The sequence below is a fragment of the Anaerobacillus alkalilacustris genome (assembly GCF_001866005.1).
Taxonomy (GTDB): domain Bacteria; phylum Bacillota; class Bacilli; order Bacillales; family Anaerobacillaceae; genus Anaerobacillus; species Anaerobacillus alkalilacustris.
The window spans coordinates 23,763-48,671 of the sequence record NZ_MLQR01000028.1; the positions used below are offsets into that span (position 1 = coordinate 23,763).

25 protein-coding genes are annotated in these 24,909 nt (G+C 34.9%); 4 read left to right on the forward strand and 21 right to left on the reverse strand.

Annotated elements, in window-relative coordinates:
- Positions 1-67: 67 nt before the first annotated feature.
- From ptsG to BKP37_RS10585, 6 genes are all read right to left on the reverse strand, one after another.
- Positions 68-2,074, reverse strand: a complete 2,007-nt coding sequence (ptsG, locus tag BKP37_RS10560) for a glucose-specific PTS transporter subunit IIBC (RefSeq protein ID WP_071309567.1) — start codon at positions 2,072-2,074, stop codon at positions 68-70.
- Positions 2,075-2,418: 344 nt separating this feature from the next.
- On the reverse strand, positions 2,419-3,264 hold the full coding sequence (glcT, locus tag BKP37_RS10565) for a glucose PTS transporter transcription antiterminator GlcT (RefSeq protein WP_071309605.1): 846 nt from the start codon (positions 3,262-3,264) through the stop codon (positions 2,419-2,421).
- A gap of 354 nt (positions 3,265-3,618) precedes the next feature.
- A complete protein-coding gene (glcT, locus tag BKP37_RS10570; protein ID WP_071309568.1) occupies positions 3,619-4,467 on the reverse strand; it encodes a glucose PTS transporter transcription antiterminator GlcT in 849 nt (282 codons plus the stop codon).
- A 150-nt stretch (positions 4,468-4,617) separates the two neighbouring features.
- Positions 4,618-5,397: a S1C family serine protease gene (locus BKP37_RS10575; protein WP_084034651.1), complete on the reverse strand. Its 780-nt coding sequence runs from the start codon at positions 5,395-5,397 to the stop codon at positions 4,618-4,620.
- Between the two features lie 187 nt (positions 5,398-5,584).
- Positions 5,585-5,812 carry a hypothetical protein gene (locus BKP37_RS10580; RefSeq protein ID WP_071309569.1) on the reverse strand — a complete coding sequence of 76 codons (228 nt, stop codon included), beginning with the start codon at positions 5,810-5,812 and terminating at the stop codon, positions 5,585-5,587.
- A 309-nt stretch (positions 5,813-6,121) separates the two neighbouring features.
- A complete protein-coding gene (locus BKP37_RS10585; RefSeq protein ID WP_071309570.1) occupies positions 6,122-8,605 on the reverse strand; it encodes a U32 family peptidase in 2,484 nt (827 codons plus the stop codon).
- A gap of 193 nt (positions 8,606-8,798) precedes the next feature.
- Between BKP37_RS10585 and BKP37_RS10590 the strand changes: the two genes are divergently transcribed.
- The gene (locus BKP37_RS10590; protein WP_071309571.1) at positions 8,799-9,023 is read left to right on the forward strand and encodes a DNA alkylation repair protein; all 225 of its coding nucleotides are present in this window, start codon (positions 8,799-8,801) and stop codon (positions 9,021-9,023) included.
- A gap of 206 nt (positions 9,024-9,229) precedes the next feature.
- Complete coding sequence (locus BKP37_RS10595; RefSeq protein WP_071309572.1) at positions 9,230-9,898, forward strand: GDSL-type esterase/lipase family protein; 669 nt, start codon at positions 9,230-9,232, stop codon at positions 9,896-9,898.
- A 147-nt stretch (positions 9,899-10,045) separates the two neighbouring features.
- On the opposite strand, the gene BKP37_RS10600 is transcribed toward BKP37_RS10595, so the two are convergent.
- Positions 10,046-10,711: an NAD-dependent epimerase/dehydratase family protein gene (locus BKP37_RS10600; RefSeq protein WP_071309573.1), complete on the reverse strand. Its 666-nt coding sequence runs from the start codon at positions 10,709-10,711 to the stop codon at positions 10,046-10,048.
- 440 nt (positions 10,712-11,151) lie between these two features.
- Positions 11,152-11,352: a DUF6501 family protein gene (locus BKP37_RS10605; RefSeq protein ID WP_071309574.1), complete on the reverse strand. Its 201-nt coding sequence runs from the start codon at positions 11,350-11,352 to the stop codon at positions 11,152-11,154.
- A 156-nt stretch (positions 11,353-11,508) separates the two neighbouring features.
- Between BKP37_RS10605 and BKP37_RS10610 the strand changes: the two genes are divergently transcribed.
- Positions 11,509-12,693, forward strand: coding sequence for a class I SAM-dependent rRNA methyltransferase (locus BKP37_RS10610; RefSeq protein ID WP_071309575.1), 1,185 nt, complete (start codon positions 11,509-11,511; stop codon positions 12,691-12,693).
- Between the two features lie 318 nt (positions 12,694-13,011).
- The gene (locus tag BKP37_RS10615; RefSeq protein ID WP_071309576.1) at positions 13,012-13,389 is read left to right on the forward strand and encodes a Na-translocating system protein MpsC family protein; all 378 of its coding nucleotides are present in this window, start codon (positions 13,012-13,014) and stop codon (positions 13,387-13,389) included.
- Between the two features lie 208 nt (positions 13,390-13,597).
- On the opposite strand, the gene BKP37_RS10620 is transcribed toward BKP37_RS10615, so the two are convergent.
- The 13 genes from BKP37_RS10620 to uvsE all read right to left on the reverse strand — a co-directional run bounded on the left by BKP37_RS10620 (position 13,598) and on the right by uvsE (position 24,847).
- Positions 13,598-14,167 (reverse strand): manganese catalase family protein, encoded by a 570-nt coding sequence (locus tag BKP37_RS10620; protein ID WP_071309577.1) that lies wholly within the window; start codon positions 14,165-14,167, stop codon positions 13,598-13,600.
- Positions 14,168-14,187: 20 nt separating this feature from the next.
- Positions 14,188-14,451, reverse strand: coding sequence for a spore coat protein CotJB (locus BKP37_RS10625; protein WP_071309578.1), 264 nt, complete (start codon positions 14,449-14,451; stop codon positions 14,188-14,190).
- Positions 14,451-14,687, reverse strand: a complete 237-nt coding sequence (locus tag BKP37_RS10630; protein WP_071309579.1) for a spore coat associated protein CotJA — start codon at positions 14,685-14,687, stop codon at positions 14,451-14,453. Before BKP37_RS10630 ends, BKP37_RS10625 begins: the two co-directional genes overlap by 1 nt.
- A gap of 133 nt (positions 14,688-14,820) precedes the next feature.
- A complete protein-coding gene (locus BKP37_RS10635; protein WP_071309580.1) occupies positions 14,821-15,552 on the reverse strand; it encodes a sirohydrochlorin chelatase in 732 nt (243 codons plus the stop codon).
- Positions 15,553-15,571: 19 nt separating this feature from the next.
- Positions 15,572-17,029 (reverse strand): uroporphyrinogen-III C-methyltransferase, encoded by a 1,458-nt coding sequence (cobA, locus tag BKP37_RS10640; RefSeq protein ID WP_071309581.1) that lies wholly within the window; start codon positions 17,027-17,029, stop codon positions 15,572-15,574.
- A 61-nt stretch (positions 17,030-17,090) separates the two neighbouring features.
- Positions 17,091-17,294, reverse strand: a complete 204-nt coding sequence (locus tag BKP37_RS10645) for a DUF3906 family protein (RefSeq protein ID WP_071309582.1) — start codon at positions 17,292-17,294, stop codon at positions 17,091-17,093.
- A 4-nt stretch (positions 17,295-17,298) separates the two neighbouring features.
- The gene (locus BKP37_RS10650; RefSeq protein ID WP_071309583.1) at positions 17,299-18,918 is read right to left on the reverse strand and encodes a nitrite/sulfite reductase; all 1,620 of its coding nucleotides are present in this window, start codon (positions 18,916-18,918) and stop codon (positions 17,299-17,301) included.
- Positions 18,919-18,975: 57 nt separating this feature from the next.
- Entirely contained in the window at positions 18,976-19,125 is a 150-nt protein-coding gene (locus BKP37_RS19290; RefSeq protein WP_084034653.1) for a YezD family protein, read from the reverse strand.
- A 332-nt stretch (positions 19,126-19,457) separates the two neighbouring features.
- Positions 19,458-19,988 (reverse strand): hypothetical protein, encoded by a 531-nt coding sequence (locus tag BKP37_RS20510; protein ID WP_071309584.1) that lies wholly within the window; start codon positions 19,986-19,988, stop codon positions 19,458-19,460.
- A gap of 470 nt (positions 19,989-20,458) precedes the next feature.
- On the reverse strand, positions 20,459-21,622 hold the full coding sequence (locus tag BKP37_RS10665) for an aminotransferase A (RefSeq protein ID WP_071309585.1): 1,164 nt from the start codon (positions 21,620-21,622) through the stop codon (positions 20,459-20,461).
- Between the two features lie 150 nt (positions 21,623-21,772).
- Positions 21,773-22,162 carry a gamma-glutamylcyclotransferase family protein gene (locus tag BKP37_RS10670; protein WP_071309586.1) on the reverse strand — a complete coding sequence of 130 codons (390 nt, stop codon included), beginning with the start codon at positions 22,160-22,162 and terminating at the stop codon, positions 21,773-21,775.
- 53 nt (positions 22,163-22,215) lie between these two features.
- A complete protein-coding gene (locus BKP37_RS10675; RefSeq protein ID WP_169823131.1) occupies positions 22,216-23,736 on the reverse strand; it encodes a methyl-accepting chemotaxis protein in 1,521 nt (506 codons plus the stop codon).
- 226 nt (positions 23,737-23,962) lie between these two features.
- Entirely contained in the window at positions 23,963-24,847 is an 885-nt protein-coding gene (gene uvsE, locus BKP37_RS10680; protein WP_071309587.1) for a UV DNA damage repair endonuclease UvsE, read from the reverse strand.
- Between the last annotated feature and the right edge of the window lie 62 nt (positions 24,848-24,909).

Below are 24,909 nucleotides of genomic sequence, written 5' to 3' on the forward strand. Positions count from 1 at the left end.
ATTTATAAATTCTGATACTGCAAAAAATCTAGTCCCGAATTAGGGACTAGATTTTTGTCATAGGTAATTAGTTTACAATTTTAATTGGATGATTTGCATCTTCTTCAATCGAAATATTTTCACCTTCAACTAAGTTCGTAAATACTACTGGTGTAATAATCGAAGTAGCATGCTTTTCAATATACGGTAAGTCTACCTTCATAAGGAGTTGCCCTCGTTTGACAATATCGCCTTCTTTTACCAATACTTCAAAGCCTTCTCCTTTTAAATTAACAGTATCAATTCCAAAGTGAATAATAATTTCTTTACCACCATCTGATTCAAGACCAATCGCATGCTTAGTTGGGAACACATTAACGACTTTTGCATTTACAGGTGCTACAACTTCGCCTTTATTCGGTAAAACTGCAAAACCATCACCCATCATTTTTTGTGAGAACACTTGGTCAGGAACCTCAGAAATTGGTAAAATCTTACCTTCTATTGGTGAAATATACGTTTCAGTTGCTGCTGATTTAGTAGCAACACTCGCTACTTGTTGAACTTCTTCTTTCTTAACTGGTGTTTTACCTGAAATAATGTCTTCTATTTGTCCTTTAATATTTTCAGATCTTGGACCAAAAATAGCTTGAATGTTGTTTCCTACTTCAAGTACACCTGCTGCACCTATTTTTTTCAATTCATCTTTATTTACTTTTTTAATATCCTTTACAGAAACACGTAATCTAGTAATACAAGCATCTAAATGATCTAAGTTTTCTCTTCCACCCATAGCTTCTAAAACTTTAAACGGAAGCTCATCTACTTTGCCACCGCTCGCTTGTGCGTTTACATTTGTATCCTCACGACCAGGTGTTTTTAAATTGAACTTTTGGATAGCAAATCTGAAACCGAAATAATAAACTACTGAAAATACTAAACCTACTGGAATAACTAACCACCAATCTGTACGATTTGGTAAAACACCAAAAAGTAAAAAGTCAATAATACCACCAGAGAATGTCATCCCAATTTTAATGTTTAAAATGTGCATGATCATAAAAGAAAGACCTGCAAATACTGCGTGAATAGCGAATAATAGTGGCGCTACGAATAAAAATGCGAACTCGATTGGTTCAGTAATACCTGTTAAAAATGAAGTTAATGCCGCAGACCCCATAATACCCGCTACATATTTTTTGTTTTCTGGTTTTGCACAATGATAAATAGCTAATGCCGCAGCTGGTAGACCAAACATCATAAATGGAAACTTACCAGTCATGAACGTACCTGCTGTAAATTCCACGCCATCTCTCATTTGTGCAAAGAATATTTGTTGATCTCCTCGAGCAATATTTCCAGCTGCATCTACATATTGACCAAACTCAAACCAAAATGGTGAATAGAAAATGTGGTGTAAACCAAATGGAATTAAAGCACGTTCGATAATACCGAAAATAAATGCTGCTACTGTTAAGTTTGAGTCAATCATACTGTGGGAGAAAGCATTTAATCCACTTTGAATTGGCCCCCAGATGTAAACCATTGCAATCCCTAGAACAACAGCTGATGCTGCCGTGATAATTGGAACAAAACGCTTACCAGCAAAAAATCCTAAATAAGACGGTAATTCAATATTGTAATATTTTTTATACATTGCAGAAGCTAAAATACCAACGATAATACCACCAAACACACCTGTTTGCATTGTTGGAATACCTAAAACATTAGCATATGCCGGATCTGCAAGTTGTTCTGGTGTAATCCCTAAATATGTTCCCATTGTTACATTCATGATTAAGTAACCAATAATAGCTGCAAGTCCAGCTACACCATCACCACCAGCAAGTCCAACAGCAACCCCCACCGCGAATAATAAAGCGAGGTTACCAAAAACAATTCCACCTGCTTGCTCCATAACTTGAGCAATTAACACAATCCATCCTGCCTCTAAGAACGGCATACGATCTGTTAACTGCGGGTTTTGCAAAGCATTACCAAATGCAAGTAAAATACCTGCTGCTGGAAGAAGGGCTACTGGTAACATTAACGCTTTACCTACTTTTTGAAGTGTTCCAAATAAATTTTTAAACATATTCATTCTCCTCTCAAAATTTTCGTTTACCATTTGTGAAATAAAAAACAGACATAAGAGAAAAAAGTGCAAGGGTTTGGTCTCTAACTAGTAATCAGCTAAATTAGATTACTAGATTTCCTTACAGCTTTCTTCACTTATGCCTGATCATATCAGTTACACGTAAAGATAAACTTTTTATTAGATTAAAGTAAACGATTTCTTTCTGAACACAGAAAAGACATAGTAAAAAAAGAGTTCTCTGATACAAACGAGTTTACAATATATAGTAAACTACTTTTGTATCACTCTTTCTCTACTTATGCCTAATCGAATTAGTTACACGTAAAGAATAACAGCTTTGTCTATTCACTTTTACTTGATAGCCTTTGCAAGTGAATGGCTAAATACACAGCTTCCGCTTCAAAAACTGGTCGTTTTAATGACTGTTGCATTACTTTAATCACTTTCCATGCAAGATTGTAACATAAGGGATAATCTTTTTGCAATACCCTTTTTAATTGAGTTGGCTCTTCAAAAGCCTCACCTTTTTTTACACGCTCAATTGTAAATCGCAGATGGCGAACCAATCTCAAATAATTTAAACCTTCTTTATCAATTGTAACGTTCAATGACTGTTCTATTAAAGTAATCAGTTGATGAATTAATTGTGAATGACGATTAATCTCCGAAATACTTTTAAATGTCTCTGCACTGTGAATATGCAGAGCTATAAACCCTATTTCCGTTTCTGGAAGTTCGAGGTTAGTATGTTCGTTAATCATTTTCACTACTTCTTTTGCAATTTCAAATTCTCTAGGATATAAAGTTTTTGTTTCTTGTAGAAAAGGGTTTTTCAGAGCAAGTCCTCGTTTAATGCGTGATATAGTAAAAGCAATATGGTCCGTCAAAGCTACATGAATATGCTCGTTTAAATCGCCCTTAACTGACCGTTGAATATAAAGAATAATATCATTCATAAGACCTATGAAACTTTCATCTAAGAAAGGTACTAGCATTTTATACTGTTCTTGTTCTTTTTCGTCTTTTAAAGTAAATACTTTATCAACATCTTTAACGAGAATTTGATCACCTTGTTTTTTTCCAAAACCAATCCCCTTATGGATTACGACAGTTTCCTTGTTTAATTCACATGTAGTAATAATTACATTATTATTTAGAACTTTGGTTACAGTAAGAGTTTCTTCCATAGCTCCCCCCCTATTTTTAATTCCTTTCACTTGTCTAAAAACTTCGTGGCATCCCAACTTTAAAGCAGTTCCCTCCTTTTTCTTAGTGTGAAAATAAAAAACAGACATAAAAGAAAGAAGTACTATTGAAAAAATACAAATTCCCAATAGTTCCCTCTTCACTTATGCCTGATCGTATCAGTTACACGTAAAGATAATACATTTTCAAAAACACAAAGTAAACGCTTTCTTTCCGACCTACAAAAAGCATAGTAAAAAAAGAGTATTATGATACACATTAGTAAACTACTATGTGGTTCCTCTTTCTCTACTTATGCCTAATCGAATTAGTTACACGTAAAGAACTAAAACTAATTATTCACTTTTAGTTGATAGTCTTTGTAGATGAATTGTTAAATAAACAGCTTCTGCTTCAAAAACTGGTTGCTTTAAAAATTGTTGCATAACTTTAATTACTTTCCAAGAAATATTATAACACAAAGGGTATTCTTCTTGCAATACTTTTTTTAATTTTATAGGTTCTTCTACTATTTCACCTTTTTTTACTCGTTCAATTGTAAAACGAAGATGACGTACTAGTCTCATATAGTTTAGGCCTTCTCGATCAATCTCTACATTTAGTCCTTTTTCAATAAGAAAAATGAGTTGGTGTATCAGTTGTGAATGTTGGTTTATTTCAGAAATACTTTTATAAGATATAGAACTATGAATATGAAGAGCGATAAAACCAACTTCTTCTTCTGGTAGCGAGATGTTACTATGTTCATTAATCATAGCAACTACATCTTTAGCAATTTCATATTCTTTTGGATATAATGTTTTTGTTTCCTGTAAGAAAGGATTTTTAAGAGTTAACCCTTGCTGAACACGTGTAATTACAAAAGCAATATGATCAGTTAAGGCAATGTGTATATGCTCATTTAATTTTCCGTCCACTGAAGCTTGAATATGATGGATAATATCATTCATAAGTGCGATAAAGTTTTCTTCAAGGTGCGGCACTAATTTTTTATACTGTTCTTGTTCTTTTTGATCCTTTAATATAAATACTTTTTCAACATTATCTACTGGTATTTGGGCGCCTTGCTTTTTTCCAAATCCAATTCCTTTGTGAATAATAACGGTTTCATTTCCAACACTATCTACTGTAATTACTACGTTATTATTAAGAACTTTATTAATAGTTAGGAGCTCTCCATTCATTTTCAATTCCTCCCTTCTCACTTTATACAAGTGAATACATCTTATCGAAATAGAAATACATTGTCAATACCTATCGAAAATTGTCACTTAAAACTTAATTATACTAAATTACGAATATAATTAAGTTATGAATGTTATACTCAACCCTACTTAATTCTTTGGTAAATGTTCTAAAACGATTTCAATAGGTACAGCAAGTCCAACTGACTTACCTCCAAATTCAGTCGTCCTGCGTTTTGCGTAAACTACAGCAACAACTTCTCCATTCATGTTGATAACTGGACTACCACTATTTCCTTGATAAATTGGAGCTGAAATGATCGTTTGCTGTTTTATTTCTAAAACTTTCCCTACATTTGCTATTTGTGTCCATGAAAGGGGATTACCGATAACATATATATCTTCATCAAGAACACCGTCACTGTCGCTTAATGGAAGTGTTGGCAAATTATCACCATCAACTTTCAAAAAAGCTATATCAATTTCCGGATAACTGCTTATGACTTCACCTTCGAAAAGTTGTCCTTTATAAAAGCCGACCATTAGTTTTGTTTGATCTTTGATTACATGGTGATTGGTTACAATCAAGCCGTTTGAAGTAATAGCAAACCCCGTCCCTCTCGACCTTTCTCCTTGGACAGTTACAACCGCTTGTTTGTAATTCTGTATATCTGCTTGTTGTGATAATTGATAAGAAATTTGTAAAAAACGAAGGGCATCCATACTAAATGTACTAAAAAACACACCTAAAATTTGAAATAGAAGCATAACAGCTATTACACTTGATATTATTTTCACTCTCTTATTCGTGTGTTTATTATTCCCATTCAATTGTTCTTCTTCTTTTTCTTCATTAAGAAAGTCTTCTGGTGAAGGTTCCCAGTCTGGGTCCACTAGATCATCATCTATGTCATCTTTATGTTCCTTCATTTTTCCCTCCAGAGTAGTTAACGTCTACATATATTATAACTGATTTTATTAAAGATGACATATTATCTCAAGATATTATTTACTTGTGATCGTTATAGGCTTTATTCATCCACCTTCATACTAGTAATTATTATTTCTTAATCGAAATAAAAGAGGCTGACAATAGCCAACCTCCTGGAACTCCCTGTTAACTTATCGGATTTCTTATATCGATTTGCTGCACTTTATCTTTAATGGGTACCATAACATCATTCATGTTACGTCCTCTCATCATTCGAGCTGCAGCAGCTCCTAAACCTAATCCAACAATTGATAACATTAAACCGCGGTTATTTTGCCGTCTTCTCATACCCATCATTTCTAACATTCGTTGCATTCCTCGACCTGTACGAAACGAAGAAAATAACCAGTTCATTTTGGAGCCCCCTATTTTATAGTTGTAAATAGAATTTTTCTATTTACACCTTTTAGGATGAATCAATATTCTTAATTTTATCCTTAGTTATCAAAGATTTCCCTTATCCAAATAAATCATTTCATAGTTATCAAAATATAATTTCCTAAACAAAGCCGAACTTCAATCAGTGGGGGTTTTACTGCCCCTTAAGAGTGGGATAAACGTAGCGATTTTAAAAATGGATCAAGTTTCCAATTAATAAAATTAGGATCTGAAGTAGAAATTTAATGTTAACGGCAATTTAAGTATCTGTCGCAGTTACATTTCTTATTTTACTAATTGGCCTCTTGTAACACCTAATTGATTCGTTGCTTTTAACGTTTTCCAAACACTTGTACCAGTTCGCTTTCCTTCTAGGGCTTCTCGGTATAATTGGATAACTTCTTTTACTTTTGACCCAGTTTCCTCTAAAAATTCGACTCGAAAATGGCTGACGCCAAGTTCTAAAAAGTCTGATACGTACTCAGCACCTGATTGTTCAATCGCATTAAAGACAGTATTTCTGCAACCTACATCTACTCTAACAGGATGAGAAAAGCCGACCCTATCTTCTAATGAAATTCGGTGATCCTCACAAGGTCGACCACAATTTGTGAAGTCTGTCCCTTCACTTAAAAACGTACAATAAACACAGTGCTCCGTATGATACATTGGTAGATGTTGATGGATGACTACTTCCACATCACCTATTCTAGTAACTTTCAACAAGTCAACCATTTGCTGAATATTTAAATCATAAGAAGGTGTAATTCGTTTTAAACCTCGATTTAAAAACATTTCAGCCGCTTTATGATTAGCTATATTTAACGAAAAATCACCAATTAAAGGTAGATCAACGTTTTGATCTAAATAATATTGAAGCGCACCTAGGTTACGAACTAATATTGCATCAGGTTTAGCTCGTAAAATTCCATTTAAGACCCCTTGTTCTCCAGGCATATGAATCCTCGGTGTTGCTAGGGCAATTAGTTTTCCATATTGGCGTGTAATTCTCACTGCTTCGGGATAGTCTTTTGTAAATTCAAAATCCGCATATATATAATCTGCATCTGTTTTACAAGAAGCCTCTACTTGTTCAATTGAACGGCATAATGAAATTAGCTTCGCAGATACCGCCTTATTAGGATTAATTTTAGCACGATTCTCAGTTGTTCGATCACTATTTTTCATATAGATATGTGGTTGTTGTCGTTTCTCGATTAACAGATCGACCGCTTCTCGACGCATTTTATTTAATTCCTTCATTGAAAGAATGACATCGCCACTAACATGTAACTGCACATTTTCTAATTCATAAATTGTTCCACCAAGACGTCCAAATTGCTCCATTAAAAACTCTGTTGTTAAAGGACGCTTATTTGCGAGTTCTAGGTTAACGTTCGATTCAATAGTAACAGCAATATCTGCCTCTTCATCAAACCAATGCGTAACTAAAGGCTTTCCTACTTTCCCAGTCACTTTCACTTTTAGAGGAAAAAGTCGATACACCCGTTCTGTTTCAAACGTCTTTTGAAGACGGCGTTCTAATTCTTGATCGCTCGTTTTCCATATTTTATCTCCAATACCCACCTTTGTTAAGTTAACATCGTGACGGCCTGGTACAATTTCAATTAAACCTTCCAGTACCTCACCTTCTAACTTCACACCTTTTTTGCGGAGATCGTAAACACGTCCACCCTCTTCTTTTTGATCAGGACGTCCTCGATCAAAAACGATCCCATCACCCCTTTTTAATGGAGCTTGAATTTCACAGAGTACAGCATCTTTTAAGACTTTTTTTACTCGACCTAATAAAATACCGCGACTTTTCGGGTACGTTCCATCAAGAAGGGCTTTATGGTTCGTTCCCCTTAAAAACCCATACGTAAAGCCACGACTAAAACTTTGCTCTAGCTCTCTTAGCTCTTCTTTTGATGGAGAGTAGTTTCTTCCTGCAATATATTCATCAATCGCCTTACGATATTTACTTACAACATTTGCTACATATTCAGGTGATTTCATACGTCCTTCAATTTTCAACGAAGAAACACCTGCTTCAATTAATTCCGGAACTAACTCTATTGCAGCTAAATCTTTCGGAGACAATACGTACGCAATATTGCCCATCTCTTTCCTTTCTCCATCAACTATTAAGTCATAAGGAAGACGGCACGCTTGAGCACACTCACCTCGGTTAGCAGAGCGCCCACCCCACATTTCTGACGTTAAACATTGCCCTGAATAAGAAACACAAAGTGCGCCATGAACAAACACTTCAATTGGCAACTGAGAATTATCAGAGATAGTTTTAATTTGTTTTAAGTTGTTTTCTCGTCCTAATACAACAACCTCGATGTCAAAGGGTTTTAAAAATTCAACAGCTTCTGCTGATGTTACAGTCATTTGGGTCGAACCGTGAATTGGAAAATCTAGAGAAATTTCCCGGATAGTTTCTACTAATCCTAAGTCTTGTACGATAAGTGCATCAACTCCTGCATCAATACATGCATGTACTAATTGACGTGCTTCAGATAATTCATTTTCAAATATTAATATATTAAAAGTAACGTAACCCCTCACATTATACTTATGCAAGTAAGCCATTATTTCTGGTAATTCATCCATTTGGAAGTTTTTCGCTCTAACACGCGCGTTATATTTATCAACACCAAAATAAATAGCATCTGCTCCATTCGCTACTGCTGCACGGAGACACTCCCAATTTCCTACGGGTGCTAATAATTCAATTGTGTCTTTCGTTATACGTTTCAATACTTTTCTTCCTTTCCAATTAACTCTTACAATCAACCTTTCCTATTGTAAACTATTTATACTATTTTTGCATTGGAAATTCGATAACAGCGATTCGTGAACTAGTAATAAAAGTATGCAACTTCTGAATTTAAAATAGAATAATATAATTTGTGTTACAAATACTAAGAAAAAATGGAAAGGAGTGTATGGCATGACTTCCTATCGCTGCCCAACCTGTAAAGCACGAAGTCGTTTTAACATTATTGATCAAGTCGTAACATCGGTGAAGCTAGATACCGCAACTGGTAATTATGTTCAACTTGAAAATACAGAACCATACCACTTGAAATATCACGGACCAGACAAACGTATCCAATGCGCGAGTTGTGGGCTTGTCGAAGATGAAAACCGGTTTATTAAAGCAGCCCTACTGTGAATAAGGAAGATTTTAATTCAGGTGGAGAAAGTACTCCACCTCGTCCCTCTCTAATCCTCCATTTATCCTCTTTCTATTTTTCTAATTCTTTCAGTTCACTCTAAAATAATTGCCCTTTAAGACAATAGTTCACAAACTTAAGAATCATTTTTTTAACATAATCATAAAATATTGTAGGGGCGAATGTTTTGAGGAGTTGAAAAAGGATGTATTTAAAACCAATTGTTTATACAGCTTTAGGAGACTCGTTAACTGTTGGAGTTGGAGCTAGTATTAAATCTGGATTCATTAAGGAATATACTTACTTCAGTGAAAGAGCATTAAAACGCAAAATCATAACAAATAAGTATGCCAAGAAAGGAATTACTTCTGAACAATTTATTAAACTTTTAGCATGTCCACAAGTAAGGCGAGCAATTTATGAGAGCGATATTATTACCATAACGATCGGTGGAAATGATTTAATCCAAGCAAATCGGCACTTTATGCGGACAAATGATCCAAGTATATTCCATAGAACATTATATTCTTTTAAACAAAATTACGAATTCATCTTAAGGACAATTACTGAACTAAAGAGTGATGTTGGTTCACCATACCTTATTCGAACTATCGGCTTCTATAACCCTTTTCCCGAACTTCCTTATAGTGATTTATGGATAAGATCATTCAACAATGCAATTGAAAAATTAAGTTTAAATTATCATAGTAAATTTATAAATATATACCCAATTTTCGCACGTTTAAGAGAGCAAGCATTAACTTTCGATCGACTTCACCCTAATCATTATGGCTATCAATTAATTGCTTATGAACTTTATTATAGTGGTTATAATGAACTGAACTTTAATAACAAGGGCTTCCTTTTTGAATGATACATCAACCCAAAAAAGAAAGCCCAATTCTATTAAATTTAATACTAACTTGAGTGAAATACCATAATTCCAGTACGTCGGGCGTATATGGTAGAAAATGCTCTAATTCACCTATATATATTATCCATCTTAGTCGTTTGAAATATATTATTTCTTATTATAATCCTCTAAACTAGAAGTTTCTATCACATATACACCTCTCTGCTCGTTTAGCGACAGGTTATACATGGCACGCGCTACATCTTCACTTCGATTTGGTTTGTACTTTTGAAATGGACCACCAAACAGAAATGGAAGTTTTACTGCTATCATTTGACCAATCTCTTCTCCAAGACGATTATCTTTTCGATTTCCAAGTAACAAGGAGGGACGAACAATGTACAAACTAGGTAGTTGTAGCTCTTTTATAGCACCTTCAACATCACCCTTCACTCGGTTATAAAAAAACTTCGATTTCGGGTTTGCTCCCATTGCAGTAATGATAAAAAATTGACGTACACCATTTTCTTTTGCCAGTTCGGCTATCTTCAACGGGAAATCAAAATCCACTTTTATAAATTGTTCTTTTGTCTTCGCCTGTTTCATCGTTGTCCCAAGTGCACAAAAAACAGTATCTACCTTAAAGAGTTTTTCGTATTGTTCGAGCTTATTAAAATCAACGATGTATTCTTTAAGTTTTTCATGCGTTAAACCTACGGAACGACGACTCACGGAAACAATTTTATAATACTCTTCCCTTTGTAAAAGCAACTTTATTAATTCATTACCTACAAGCCCTGTTGCACCAAAAATTAAAGCTGTTTTCTTGTTCACTACTTCCCCTCCTAATCAAGAAAAGCACAAGCGCCTTGGTCACGAGCAGCTGCTCCTGTGCCACTCCGTTTGCTCTTCGCAAAGCAGCTTCGAAGTAATCCAAGCAGTAGCTTCACTGGGCGGCCTTTGACAGAAGCCGCTCTTTGGCTTCCACGTGCTTCTGCGTCTAACAGCACCGCTTCGAAGTAGGCTTCCTCGAAGCATTGCTGCATGGAGCATATTCAAGAAGTAATCCAAGAAGAAATCGAAGTCAATAGCTTGACTGAAGTGTCGACCCGATGGCGCCTGGAGCTAGACATTTTAAAGTTAGAAATTTATTAATTCTGATTTATCAAGAAAGCACAACCGCCTTGTTACAAGGTGGTAGTTCTAGAACGAGACAGATATCCAACATAACAAGAATAACCTTCTACAAACAGAAAAAGGTGGTTCATACCACCTTACAATTCAAAATATTCTTTATAATATCCGCCAACTTTTCCAGTATTATCAATAACAAAAATAAATTCCTCAGTTTCATTCTTCACTTCATACATTTTCCCTGGCGTTAATACAGTATTAACTATATATTTTTCGGCATCCGTATGTATACACTTCACGGTTTTTATCGTTTTACTATTTTGCCAACTATTATGAATCATTTGAATCACTCCTAATTCTCAACATTATTCAACTTATAATAACACAATAAAAATAAAAATGGCATCTCTTGGTTTCTTTATCCAAACCCACTAAGTTGCTAACATAATTTGTTTTCGGTATGATTAGGTGTACTATGAAAAAACGGAGTTGAGATTGTGGCAAAAGTTATTTTAAATAGACAACGAAGAAAACGTCTTGAACAAGGTCATCCTTGGGTGTACCAAAGTGAAGTTGCAAATATTAAAGGAAACTACGAACCAGGTGATATCGTTGATGTTTATAATCATCAAAACCATTTCTTAGGAAAAGGATACATAAATCCAGAATCACAGATGATTGTTAGGATTTTAACTTATTTTAACGAAGAAATTAATGAACAGTTTTTTATTAAAAAAATTCGTAAAGCGTGGCAGCATCGCGAGCGTTTCATCCCTGGAGTTCGTTCTTGTCGGGCCATTTATGGAGAAGCTGACTTCCTACCAGGACTAGTCGTTGACAAATATGAAGACGTACTTGTTGTACAAATTGTTTCATTAGGAATGGAAGTTCGAAAAGATTGGATTTTAACTGGACTCTTAGAAGTATTTAAACCCAAAGCCATTTACCTACGAAACGATGTTTATGTACGTGAATTAGAAGGACTAGAACAAGAAAAAGGCTTTTGGTACGGAGAAGCAGCAACGGAAATCGAAATTGAAGAAAATGGCGTAAAGTACATTGTCGATATAGAAGATGGCCAAAAGACTGGTTTCTTTTTCGATCAAAGACAAAATCGTGCAGCTATTAAACCTTTAATCACCTCAGAAACAACTGTTTTAGACTGCTTTACACATACAGGTTCATTTATGTTAAATGCCTACTCTTATGGAGCCAAGTATGTAACTGCTGTGGACATTTCCGAACACGCCATTGATACAGCGAAACGTAATGCAAAGTTAAACGGATTTAACGATAATATTGATTTTGTTGTAGCAAATGCCTTCGATTACTTACGTGAAGCAGTACAAGAAGGAAAAGAATGGGATGTTGTCATTGTCGATCCACCTGCCTTTGCCAAATCACGAAACGCAGTAAAAAAAGCTTATCGTGGTTATAAGGATGTTAATTTAAATGGTATGAAGCTAGTTAAGGACGGGGGGTACTTTGTAACGGCAAGCTGTTCTTATCATGTTGACCCAGATATGTTTGAAGAAATGGTCCAAGATGCAGCTTTTGACGCTCACAAAATTTTACGACAAATCCATTGGACTGGTGCTGGGTATGATCACCCGAAGTTACTAGGAGCAGAAGAGGGAAATTATTTAAAATTCGCTATTTATGAGGTTACATCTAGAAAATAAAGTTCCACTACATTTTTGTTATTTTCTAAAAGTTTAGAAAATAAATGTGTTGACAGCTTTATTATTCCTCTTTATAATCATCTTAACTAAAAAGATCGCCGTGTAACTAAATCATGTATAGATCAAAAGGGGTATGTAGACGGCTTTGTCTGAGTTACTGCATTCAGGTTATTCAATTCACTTTACTTCTCTCAATTTATCTTGCATTGAATTATTAGGATCGGTATATTCCTGTCAAACTAGACGCTTGGAATATACCTTTTTCTTTCATTAATAGTTATAGTAGCGCGTCTCGAAAAAGATACAGGAGGGTTTTACTTGGATACGTCATTACCTAAAAAAGGACAATTAGAATCTGAAATTAGTAAATCTATCACCCAGTGGGAAAAGGAATATCTTGGTAGAGGTCCGATTCAAGTAAAGACTGACATCGTCAGAAATATGATTATTGTTCACCTAAAGGGCATCCTAACCCCAGCGGAAAGAGAATTAACCAAAACAGAAACAGGAATGCTATCTATTAAAAAAATTCGAGCCGACTTAGTTGAAACTGGAAATGAGCAGCTGAAAGAAATTATTTATCAGTCAACAGGTGAGCCTGTTGAAAGTTTTTATACGGACATAAGTACAAGAAATGCTGAACGCATAATTGTATTCATGTTAAAAGAAAACTTAGAAAAGAAACTTGTAGAATAACAGATTGTAATAAGACCAACGAAATGAAATTCATTTCGTTGGTCTTTTCAAATGTATGTAACGAAAACGCTTTGCTCACTTACGATGAGAACCTAGCCCCATTACACGAAGCCTACTCTTTTACTTCATGCAATGGAGCAAAACTACAAAAAGCTAGACAACTTTGAAAATAAATTCATTTAACGAACTTTCATGTAATATTCAAAAACTAGTAGAACTGTTTCTTCCCTTGCTCTTCTTTTAACATTTCCACTGCTTCTTTAAATCTAAGTGAGTGGACAATTTCTCTCTCCCTTAAAAAACGTAAACTATCATTAATATCCGGGTCATCGGATAAATCTATTAACCACTGATATGTCGCTCTAGCTTTCTCCTCTGCTGCAATATCTTCATACAAGTCAGCAATAGGATCACCTTTTGCCGCAATATACGAAGCGGTCCACGGTACTCCTGCAGCATTGTGATAAAACAATGCTTTATCATGGTTAGCATAATGGTCACCTAAGCCCGCTTGCTTCATTTGATCTGGTGTAGCATCTTTTGTTAATTTATACACCATTGTCGCAATCATTTCTAAATGGGCAAACTCTTCTGTACCAATATCTGTTAACAAACCAATAACCTTGTCCGGTAATGTGTATCGTTGATTTAAGTAACGAAGAGCTGCTGCTAGCTCTCCATCTGCACCACCATATTGCTCTATTAAAAATTTAGCAAGCATCGGATTACACTTTCCTACCTTAACTGGGTACTGTAGTTTCTTCTCATAAATCCACATTTACCTGATCGCCCCCTATCCTATATTTGCCATGGCCACGGACCATCATTCCAGTTCCACGGAAACCCACTGAAACTATTACCATATTGAAGGAGCGGTCCATAAATTTGTTCAACTTGATATTTTAATTGTTGGCGCACTTGAGCAAACTGATTAAATTGTTGAACGGCCTCTTGATCGTTCGGATGGGTATCTAAATAAAGTGTAAGTTCTAAAAGTACAAAATCCACAGCTTGTAGCTCTTGCATTAAAGGATAAAACTCCTTTGGCAGTTGTTTATGCATCATTCACTCTCCTGCCTTTCCTGTGGTCTATACGGGCTAAAATACGGATTGTATAGTGCTGGCCATAATGTACCGGCACAAAGTGCTTCCTTCGGTGAAAACTGGGGCAATCCATAAGGCTGAAAAGTCATATATAAGTGTGGCGGGGTTTCATATGACTTAACTTTCATAGGTGGACACGGATCAAACGGACTTACATAGGGATGGTAACATTTCCTTGGTGTATAGTTTTGCATGAAGTCTTTCCTCCCTTTACCCATTTTTTAACACCATTAAATGATATTCAAAAGAAAATAAAATAGTACAAAAAAACTAAGGCGTTAAAACACCTTAGTTTAGTAGAAAGAGTTATAACCCTCCCAGATTAAGTTAACCTTTATTTACTGCATTATCAATAATATCACTGACCAAATGAATAATGTCTTCATCTGTGCCAATCGGCTCACATATGGTAAACCGTTCGTCTTGTTGAGATTTTACAAATTGGTGAATTCTTTTAAGTAACACACCTTTAAATAGAAAATATGGCAAGACATAAATATGATCAAAGTTTGATTGTTTTGCACGTGCGATCGCAGCTTCAAAAGAAGTGTTACCACCAACTAAAAAGCATGCTTCTATAGAATCTGTACATAGTCTATCCTTTAAAAACCCACTAATTGTTTCAAAATCAGTAATAGCAGATTGGTCATTACTACCTCTTCCAACAAAAACGACGAGTGAATGATCGTCCTTCTGATATTGTTGTTCCTTTAACCTATTCTCTAGGATTGACAACAAAACTTCTTGAATACCCAAAGGTTGCTCTAACTGAAAATCGACCTCTGGAAATAACTGTTTTGCCTTTACAAGTTCATCCGGTATATCATACTTTGCATGTCCTGCAGAAAGGAGAAGTAGAGGGTACACAATAATTTCCTTAGCACCTTTTTCTACACAACATTTGATTTCTTCAATAATAGAAGGCGATGCTAATTCAAGAAAAGCATATCGAAATAAAAGAGCACGACACCCTACTTCTACTTTTTTTGCAAACTCAATAAATTGTTGATTCGAAAATTTATTTCTACTTCCATGACCCACTAATAAAACCGCCTGCATTTTTCAACCCTCTTCCTTATCATACAACTTTATCGCAGTCACTTAGGAGTACCTGAATTAAGCTTGTCTCATCCGTATTTGTTGTAAAACTAAGTAAAGGTAAATTAAGTTGTTTGACTGCCAATAACGTTTCCTCACCAACACATATAACTTGGCTTTTTTTAGCTAAATCAACAGGATTATGTCCGTCCTTTTTCACCTGTTCAAGAAAGAGCTTCACCGATTCCGGTGACGAGAAAATAATCGTGTTAAAACCATCTTCGTCCATCACACGCCTAAAGGCTATCGATACAGGTATACTATTTTGCATTTCATGTGTTATTAAATGAACACCTTGAAACTTTTGGCTATCTTTTCGCGTACCAACTATTAACGTTTTTTCTGTAAACGAAGGTTTCGACGACATTCTTTCTGCGACCATACCTTTACTTCTCAACATCGCCGCCGATTCCTTATCGACACAATACAATGTAGCTTTTATTGATCGAATATCTATATTATTTGAAATAAGACTCTCGAAAAATAAATGAACACCTTCCTGTGAAGTAAAGTAAATTTCTTCGTACATTTCTAATTTACTTAATGTTGAAGTGTACGTTGATTGACTGGTTAAAGGCTTCGATACTAATTTTGGATAAGCAAGTACTTCTGCCCCATTTTCAATTAAATGAGAAGTTACCTTTTGATAACCGTTTGGAAAAATTATTTTTTTCCCTAAAAGTAATTTATTTTCAAACCACATTAATTGCTTACGAAGATCAACGATATCACCAACAAGGGTAATCGCCGGGTTACTAATATAATTTTTCTCTACTTCATCAACGATTGTTGATAATGTACCTTCTACTACTCGCTGTCTACCTGTTGTACCCCATTGAATGATCGCAACTCGAGTAGAAGCAGCGCGGCCATTAGAAATGAACTGTTCACAAATAAATGGTAGGTTTTTAATTCCCATATAGAAGGCAATCGTATCAATACCATTAGCAAGAGCACCCCAGTTAATTGAAGGTTTGCCATCTTTTGATTTATCGTGGCCCGTAATAACTGTAAAGCTAGTACCATAATCTCGGTGAGTAACAGGAATACCCGCATAACTTGCCGCAGCTATACCGGAAGTGATGCCCGGAACAATTTCATAGGACAGGTTTTCCTTTTTTAAAGCCTCAGCTTCTTCACCTACTCTTCCAAATACACCAGGGTCACCACCTTTTAAGCGAACAACTACCTTACCTTGTTTCGCTTTATCAACTAATAGTTGATTAATCGCCTCTTGCCTTAAAATATGACGATCTGGTAGTTTTCCACAATAAATCAACTCAGCATTTGGATCTACCTCTTGCAATAATAGCGGATTGACTAATCGGTCGTATAAGACAACTTCCGCCTTTTTCAGTACTTCTAATCCTTTAACAGTAATTAGTTTTTGATCTCCAGGTCCAGCTCCAACTAGATAAACGATGCCATTATTTGTCATGGTCCTGTCACCTCCTAAATTACGAATTATTGGTTGATTAATAAAAATGCTTCGTAATCGGCTAGCTACCGATTACGAAGGCTGTTCCACTGTTTGTGATTTTTTTTCGTTCTAATAATACGATCTCTTTAATCTGCGGAAACTTAAGAAAGCTTTTTTCAACTTCTATTTCCGCTCGTTTAAACGCTTGTTCATCATTTTCTGCTGCTACAATAACAGGTAATTCATTGTTGTCTACTAACACAGTAAAATGATATAAATTCATATTGTTATTCCACTCCTAGGATTTTATCAAGCTCTCCTTGAAGAACGTCTACTCCTGTGCGTTGAACAAAGTCATAGAAGTTTTCAGCTGGCTGTTTTTCTTCCTTAAAGAAAGTAAGTAATTGCTTTAAAACTCTTGGTAGATTTTCAGAAGCAATTCTTCCTTTTAGCTTTTGATTAAAAGAAGCATGTTCCTTTTCAAGGGTTCCACCTACATAAATTTCAAAAGCTTGAACCATTCCAGCTTCTTTTGTTTTCATTAAAACACCTTGAAGTCCAATGTCTGCAATTTGACGTTGTCCACAAGAGTTTGGACAACCAACCATATGCATTCTTACAGGAACATCTAGTTGTATGTTTTCATCTAGATACTCAGCTAGTTTTTTTGTCGTTTCTTTCGTTTCTACTAACGCTAAGTTACAATATTCGATACCTGTACATGCAACAGAATAGCCGATGAAGCTTTTTGGAGCAATCGTAATTTTTTCAAATACTGTTTCAGCAAGTAGTTCGTCTATTTTTTCATTCGACACGTTTGGAATAACAACATTTTGAGAATTACATGTTCGAATTTCACCATTTCCATACTTTTTAGAAACTTCCGCAAGTTGAATTAATTCTTCTGAATTCATTCGCCCAACTTGAACGTTGAATCCTGCATAACTTAATCCTTCCTGTTTTTGAGGATGAACTCCGTAGAAATAGCCGGCATTCCAGTTTTCCACTTTATCTTCACCTTTTGTCGGTAATTCTTTTCCGTAAACTTCTACAAGCTTTTCACGGAACTTATCAGGACCCCAATCTGCCATTAAGAATTTCAGACGTGCGCGATGACGCTTTTCACGATAACCATAATCACGGTAAATCGTTGTAATAGCAATAGCAACGTCTTTTAGATCTTCCGGTCGTATAAAAACATCTAACTCTTGGGCTAAATAAGGTTTAGTAGATAATCCACCACCTACTTTCACGTGGAAACCTACTTGTTCTTCTCCATCAATTACTTTTGTAGCTGGAGTAAAGGCTAAGCAATTTATTAAATCATGACCTGCATTATGAATATTCGCAGAAATAGAAATTTTAAATTTACGAGGTAGGTTAGAAAAATCTCGATTCCTTTGGAAAAACTCGTATACATCATTTACTATCTCTCTAGTATCCATGAGTTCGTTAGCATCAATCCCAGCTAGTGGGTTTCCAACGATTGTTCTCGGGATATCACCACAGGCACCAACAGATGATAATCCTACCTCATCTAAACGGCGATAAATATCTGGTAACTGCTCAATTGTTAACCAATGGTATTGAATGGCTTGACGAGTAGTAATATCAATAACATCACGACCATAATCTTCACCAATTTTTGCCAACGCAATTGCCTGATCATAGCTAATAATTCCTGTTGGAATGTTAACTCGCATCATGAAATAGCCAGCTTCTTTTGGTTTTTGTAAGTAAAGTCCTGCCCATTTAAAGTGGCCCCACTCTTCTTTTGGGATCGAAGCAAAACCTTCCTTCGCATAACGGTCAATATCATTTAATATATCTAATCCGTCTTTTTTAAGCTTATGAATTTCCTCTTTACTTAACTTTTCATCATTTGCCCATACTTTCTCGTAAGCCATGTTCATCCTCCTATACTAATAACTTATTAATTAATAAATCTTATCGTTTTACGACAATTATTTCAAACGATGCTTCTCATTCTTTTCTAATTGAATAACTTTCCCATCTTGAACAACTAATGTAATGGAACCGTACTTAACACCTTTCAGCATTTCTTCAAGTTTTTTAAAAACTTCTTCGTGTTCTTTTCTATCATTAGTTTCCAATATCAACTCCTCCTTTGCAACGAAAATTATGTAACAATTTATATCCTAGTTTTAATTCCTAGTTATTTTATATGATTAATTGATATTTTAAGGCTGATTCAGATGAAAGTCAATGAAAAAGTAAAAGGATGGTCTTAACAGTTACGCAAACTTGAAAAGACCACCCTTTTTATCATCTCTATAGCGTTTCCATAAGTGAACCCGTTTCAGTAAGCTGAAACATCAGAGAATCAGGTGGAGAGTCTACTCGACCTGATTGGATAATCCCACCACGCTAACGCTTAGAGGTGGGGCTCTTTTAGCCTAAAGTAAAAATCAGATAAAATTACTCATCATCTTGCTTTTAAAGTACTTTGTTCCTCAACAGTTAAAAGTGCTTCATCAAGCTTTTCTTGTAAAGTATTTATGCCCACCCTTTTAACAAATTGATAAAAATTTTCACCAACCTTTTTCTCATTTTTAAAGAAAATTAAGATGTCTCTTAACACTTCCTGAATATTCTCCGCTGAAATTCTACCTTTTAGCTTTTTGTTAAAACAAGCTTCCTTACTATCAAGCGTACCGCCAACATAAAGTTCAAAAGCCTCAACTAGACCAGCTTCTGTCATTTTCATTTTACATCCTTGAAGCCCTATATCAGCTATGTGCCTTTGACCACAAGAACTCGGACAACCTACGACATGGATCCGTACAGGAATGTCTAGTTTCATTTGATCATCTAAATACGTTGCTATTTCTTTCATTTTAACCTTTGTTTCTACTAAAGCGTAATTATAATATTCACTTCCTGTACAAGAAACTGCATAACCAATAAAGTTTTTTGGTACGGGTGGATATACAAAAAATATCTCTTCCGATAACATTTTTTCAATTATTTCATTATGTACGTTAGGGATAACAATATTTTGCGATGTACACGTTCGAATTTCACCATTCCATAATCTTTAGCAACTCCAGCCTCAATAAGCTCTTTAGAATTTAGTCTCCCAACAGGAATATTTAATCCTACATAACTAAGCTCTTCCTGTTTCTGATTGTTAACTCCATAAAAATAACCAGCATTCCAACCTTCAACCTTATCTTCACCTTTTGTAAGTAAATCTCTACCATAAACTTGAATAAGTTTTTCACGAAATTTTACCGGGCCCTTAATCTAATAAAATTGATATAACGTCTTTTTCAACATGTTTAATCCTTACTTTTTTGATAGGGTTAATAGAATTTTATTTCTCCAATTCCTTTATGTTAATACGAATTATCAGATTATTTAAATTGTTGAAAAATCGCAAAAAAACGGGCGTATGCCCGTTACATAACAGAAAAAACACTATCATTAGTTAGGAAATTGTTCGCGAATAAATTTCTCGATACGATTACAGCCTTCCTCTAGGATTTCCATACTATAAGCATACGATAATCGTAAATACCCTTCCCCGTAGCTTGAAAATGCATCTCCCGGTACACATGCAACACCCGCTTCTTGAAGTAGTTTAATCGCAAATTCATAAGAAGACATTCCATACTTTTTTATTGATGGAAACAAATAAAAAGCCCCTTCAGGTTTAACTACTTCAAATCCAATTGAAACTAAACGTTGATAAACATAATCTCTTCTTTTTTCATATTCTGCCCGCATATGATTAGCGTCATCAATCCCAACAGTTAATGCAGACAATGCTGCATGTTGGGAAATTGAACTAGCACAACTCACATTATATTGATGGACTTTTAACATATGCTTACTTATATTATTAGGTGCAAATACAAAACCAATTCGCCATCCCGTCATTGAATGAGATTTTGATAACCCATTAATAATAATCGTCTTTTCTTTCATTCCTGGTATTGCTGCGATAGAAGTATGCGTTTGACCATAAACTAATTCACTATAAATTTCATCTGACAAAACAAAAATCTCACGTTCCTTTAGTACCTCAGCAATTTCAATTAATTCCTTCGCCGTTAATATACATCCCGTCGGATTAGATGGATAAGGTAGAAGGACACACCTCGTATTACTAGTAATATTTGCTTCAATTTGAGCTGCTGTTAATTTAAAATCTGTTTCTCTCGTATCTACGTATACTGGGTTTGCTTCACACATTCTAATAATCGGCTCATACGCTGGGTAAACTGGACCTGGAAGAATCACTTCTGAATCTTTATCTAAGATTGTTCGAAGGGCAATATCAATACCTTGACTCGCACCAATTGTGGTGATTACTTCTGTTTTCGGGTCATATGTAAGACCATATTTTGTTTCTATAAATTGTGTTGCTGCTTGGCAAAGCTCGTCTATCCCCGCATTTTTTGTATATGACGTTTTATTCTCATCAATAGCATGCTTTCCTGCCTCTTTAATATGAGTTGGGGTTTTAAAATCAGGTTGACCAATCGTTAGCTGAACTGCGTCCGGGTACTTGGCAACCATATTAAAAAATTGCCTTATCCCTGAAATTTGAATATTTTTGACTTGTTTATTAATTAAATGTTCCATAACTACTTCCTTTCACTCCGATCTATCCTATTTTAGAGCTTCAATCCGTGCACACATTAGAGTAGGATAAACGTATTGTAGCAAAAAAACTAATCAAAAAGAACCTTTTTTGCGCCTACTTGGACAACGATAAAAGGTTCAATTATTTTGCTAATTCATTTTAGATTGTATATATTCCTTCCAATCTCCATTAATGATTTGTTTTGTAACTATATCTTTTTTATGATTAGAGAGTATATAAACCATCGCCACAAACTTATTTTTATTCGTAAAAACAGTTTGTGTTTTACGTTCATATAAATTGATTTTCCGCCCTTCAACATAATCTTCTAACTCATCTAGTTTAGGTAGCATATTTTCTGTTATTTCATATAGTTCCCCATATACAGTCAAGTCACCTTGAAGCATAGCAGGGTAACCATACTTCGTTTGAAAAAGCACTCCATTTGTATAAGCAATATCTGCTACGACTTTAGCATTAGTTAATAAGCATGAATTTTCCAACGCTTTCCTTAATGTTCCATATACAAATAATAACACTTCAACTCTCCTCGTATTGGTTCAATATTACTTTTATTCTATTTTTATGCTGATTAATCCAACTTTACATCCATACCAACAAGTCCAACTTTTTTACCTGAACGATCAATAATTGCTTTTGATATCGTAATACATGGTTTTTTCGTTATGGCAGAAACATATGCTGGTGAGATGAATACTCCTCCTTCAATCGCTTTGATAAACCAATCTCTTGACTTTGCATTCATTAAGCCTGCCGGTGGATTTGAAAAAATAAACGTACCATCAATACGGTTAGACCAGATTGCCTCAATGTTATCGTATTTTGAAAAATGTTGCAGTAATATTTTTTCATGTATTTTCGGATCTAACGTTACTATTTCGGAATTTAAAACTAAATAATTCATCTGTGTTGTTAAATCATCAATATTTACAGTGTCTATTTCTAACTCCTCTAGAAAATCAAACTTTTGAATGGATGTTATCAATTCACTAGAGGATTTCTTCAGACTATCGCTGATTTTTTCTAGTTGGTTAATTTGAGTTCGTTGAATTTCCATTTGATCAGCCGTTTTATGAAATTGCTCTGCATTTTCATTTGTAACTCTCACAACTTCTTCTAACATTTCTGTAGCTTCTGTAGTCAAATGTGTTTGTTCCATACTCGCTACATTTGTCTTTGAAACAAGTTCATTCACATGGTTAATACGCTCTGAGATTGATTTCATCGCTTCATTTATGAGCGCTACTTCATTTACACCTGCACTGACTGCTGCTTTTTCTGCTTCTACAGAAGCTACAACTTCATTAACCCCTTGCTCAACTGCTGCTAAAATTTCTGATGATCGACCAACAGCTTCATGACTTTGCCCTGCTAGCTTTTTAATTTCTTGGGCAACGACGGAAAATCCCCTACCATACTCTCCCGCTCTTGCAGCTTCAATTGATGCATTTAATGATAGTAATGAAGTCTGTGTAACAATCTCTTTAATAAACAGATTAATTTCATCAATTTTTGATGTATGCTTCGTTAATTCTCGAATTTTTTCATCCATTTTTTGATTATAAGTTAATAACTCATCCATGACACTTTTGGTAATAGAAAGCTTTTGATTGATCTCACCAATTGTAGTCTTTGTTGCTTCACTTTTTTGATTCATGTAGCAAGATGAAGCGCTTATGTTTTCTGAGGTACTTGCAAGTTGTTGTAAGGCAGAGAAGGTTTTTTCAATTTTATTTACAGATTCAACTGTATTTTTATCAAGAACAATTATGTCTGAAGTTGACCTGTCCGCAATTGCTGTTAATTGCTTAATGGATTCTTTCATCTCTTCTACTACAGCAGTTACTTGATCAGAGACTACTTGTGATTCATTGGCAAACGACTTAATAGATTCAATTTGATCTTCTTGTTTTTGAAACTGTGCTTGATCATCTTTTTTACTTAATGTCATCATAATAATCACAAGATTTATTATGTAAATTAGAGCAAACAGAAGAAAATTCTGTATGGATAATCCACTAACGAAAAAAAAGATTGGGATAAAAACAAGTGCTAGTAACATCATTTTCGTAAAATCAATAAATTTTGACACCAAGAACTCCCCCTTAACCACTTTATCTTTGACTATGTTAACATAGCTTTCGTAAGATGTAGTTTTTGTTGTCAAATTTCCTACCAAGGCATTGGTAGATAATACCACCTGCATAGTGATATCACATTAAGTGAACTCGTTTCAGCAAGCTGAAACATCGGAAAATCCCACCTACGCTACGCTTAGAGGTGGGGGTCTTTTACCCTAAAAAAAATTCAGATAAAACTCAATGTTTTTCAGCTAGTTTATTTCGTATTTTCAGAACAGCTAACTCCTTCTTTTTCGCCTCAAACATAATATCTACATGTTGATCACCTAAAATGTTTGTAAAATCATAAAAATCTTCTTCCAAAACATAGTCGTGATGTGATGGATCCGTTTTGTGTTTTTTCCCTGAACTTATATGCATTTTCGGTATTCTTATGCCCTTCCAAGTAGAGATAACAAGCTCTAGTAATTTTTCTGTTGCCATTTTGTCATATGTATTACATTTATGGTGATGGATATCAAAACATATAGGAACTCCTACTTCATTATGAATTTCAAGTACATCTTTTACATGAAATGATTTATCGTCGTTCTCTAATATGAGTTTTGTTTTAATATCATCACTTAACCTTTTGTAGTTTTGGACAAAGCGCTTTTTTGCACAGTCTTTATCCCCATATACACCACCAACATGTATGACCATATCTGTAGCACCGAAAAGATTTGCTAATTTATTGTGATATTCTATATCACGAAAAGCATTTTCTACTACTTTGTCGTTTGGGGAATTAATGATTGTATACTGTCCCGGATGAACACTAAGCCTCATATTTGACTCTTTTTGTAACGCTTTAATTTGTTTCGTAACTGCTAAAACCTCTTCGTCCCTCCACCAATCCCATGTCATAATCTCGTGACTTCCAAAAGGAACAATATCACTACTAATTCGAAAAAATTCTATTCTTTGTTCACGATTCCAAAGTAGAACTTTCTTCACTTCGTTCAAGTTATTAAGTGTTAATTCCTTTACTTTCTCCATTCCTTCTATTTCAACGGTTTTCAATCGACAAGTTCTCATTTTGAGACCTAATGTTATATTTAAACAAGCATACCCTAATTTCAAATTTATCACCTATTTTGTTCAATTTTATATGTACTTTTAATAACAATACAAACTTCCTCCCA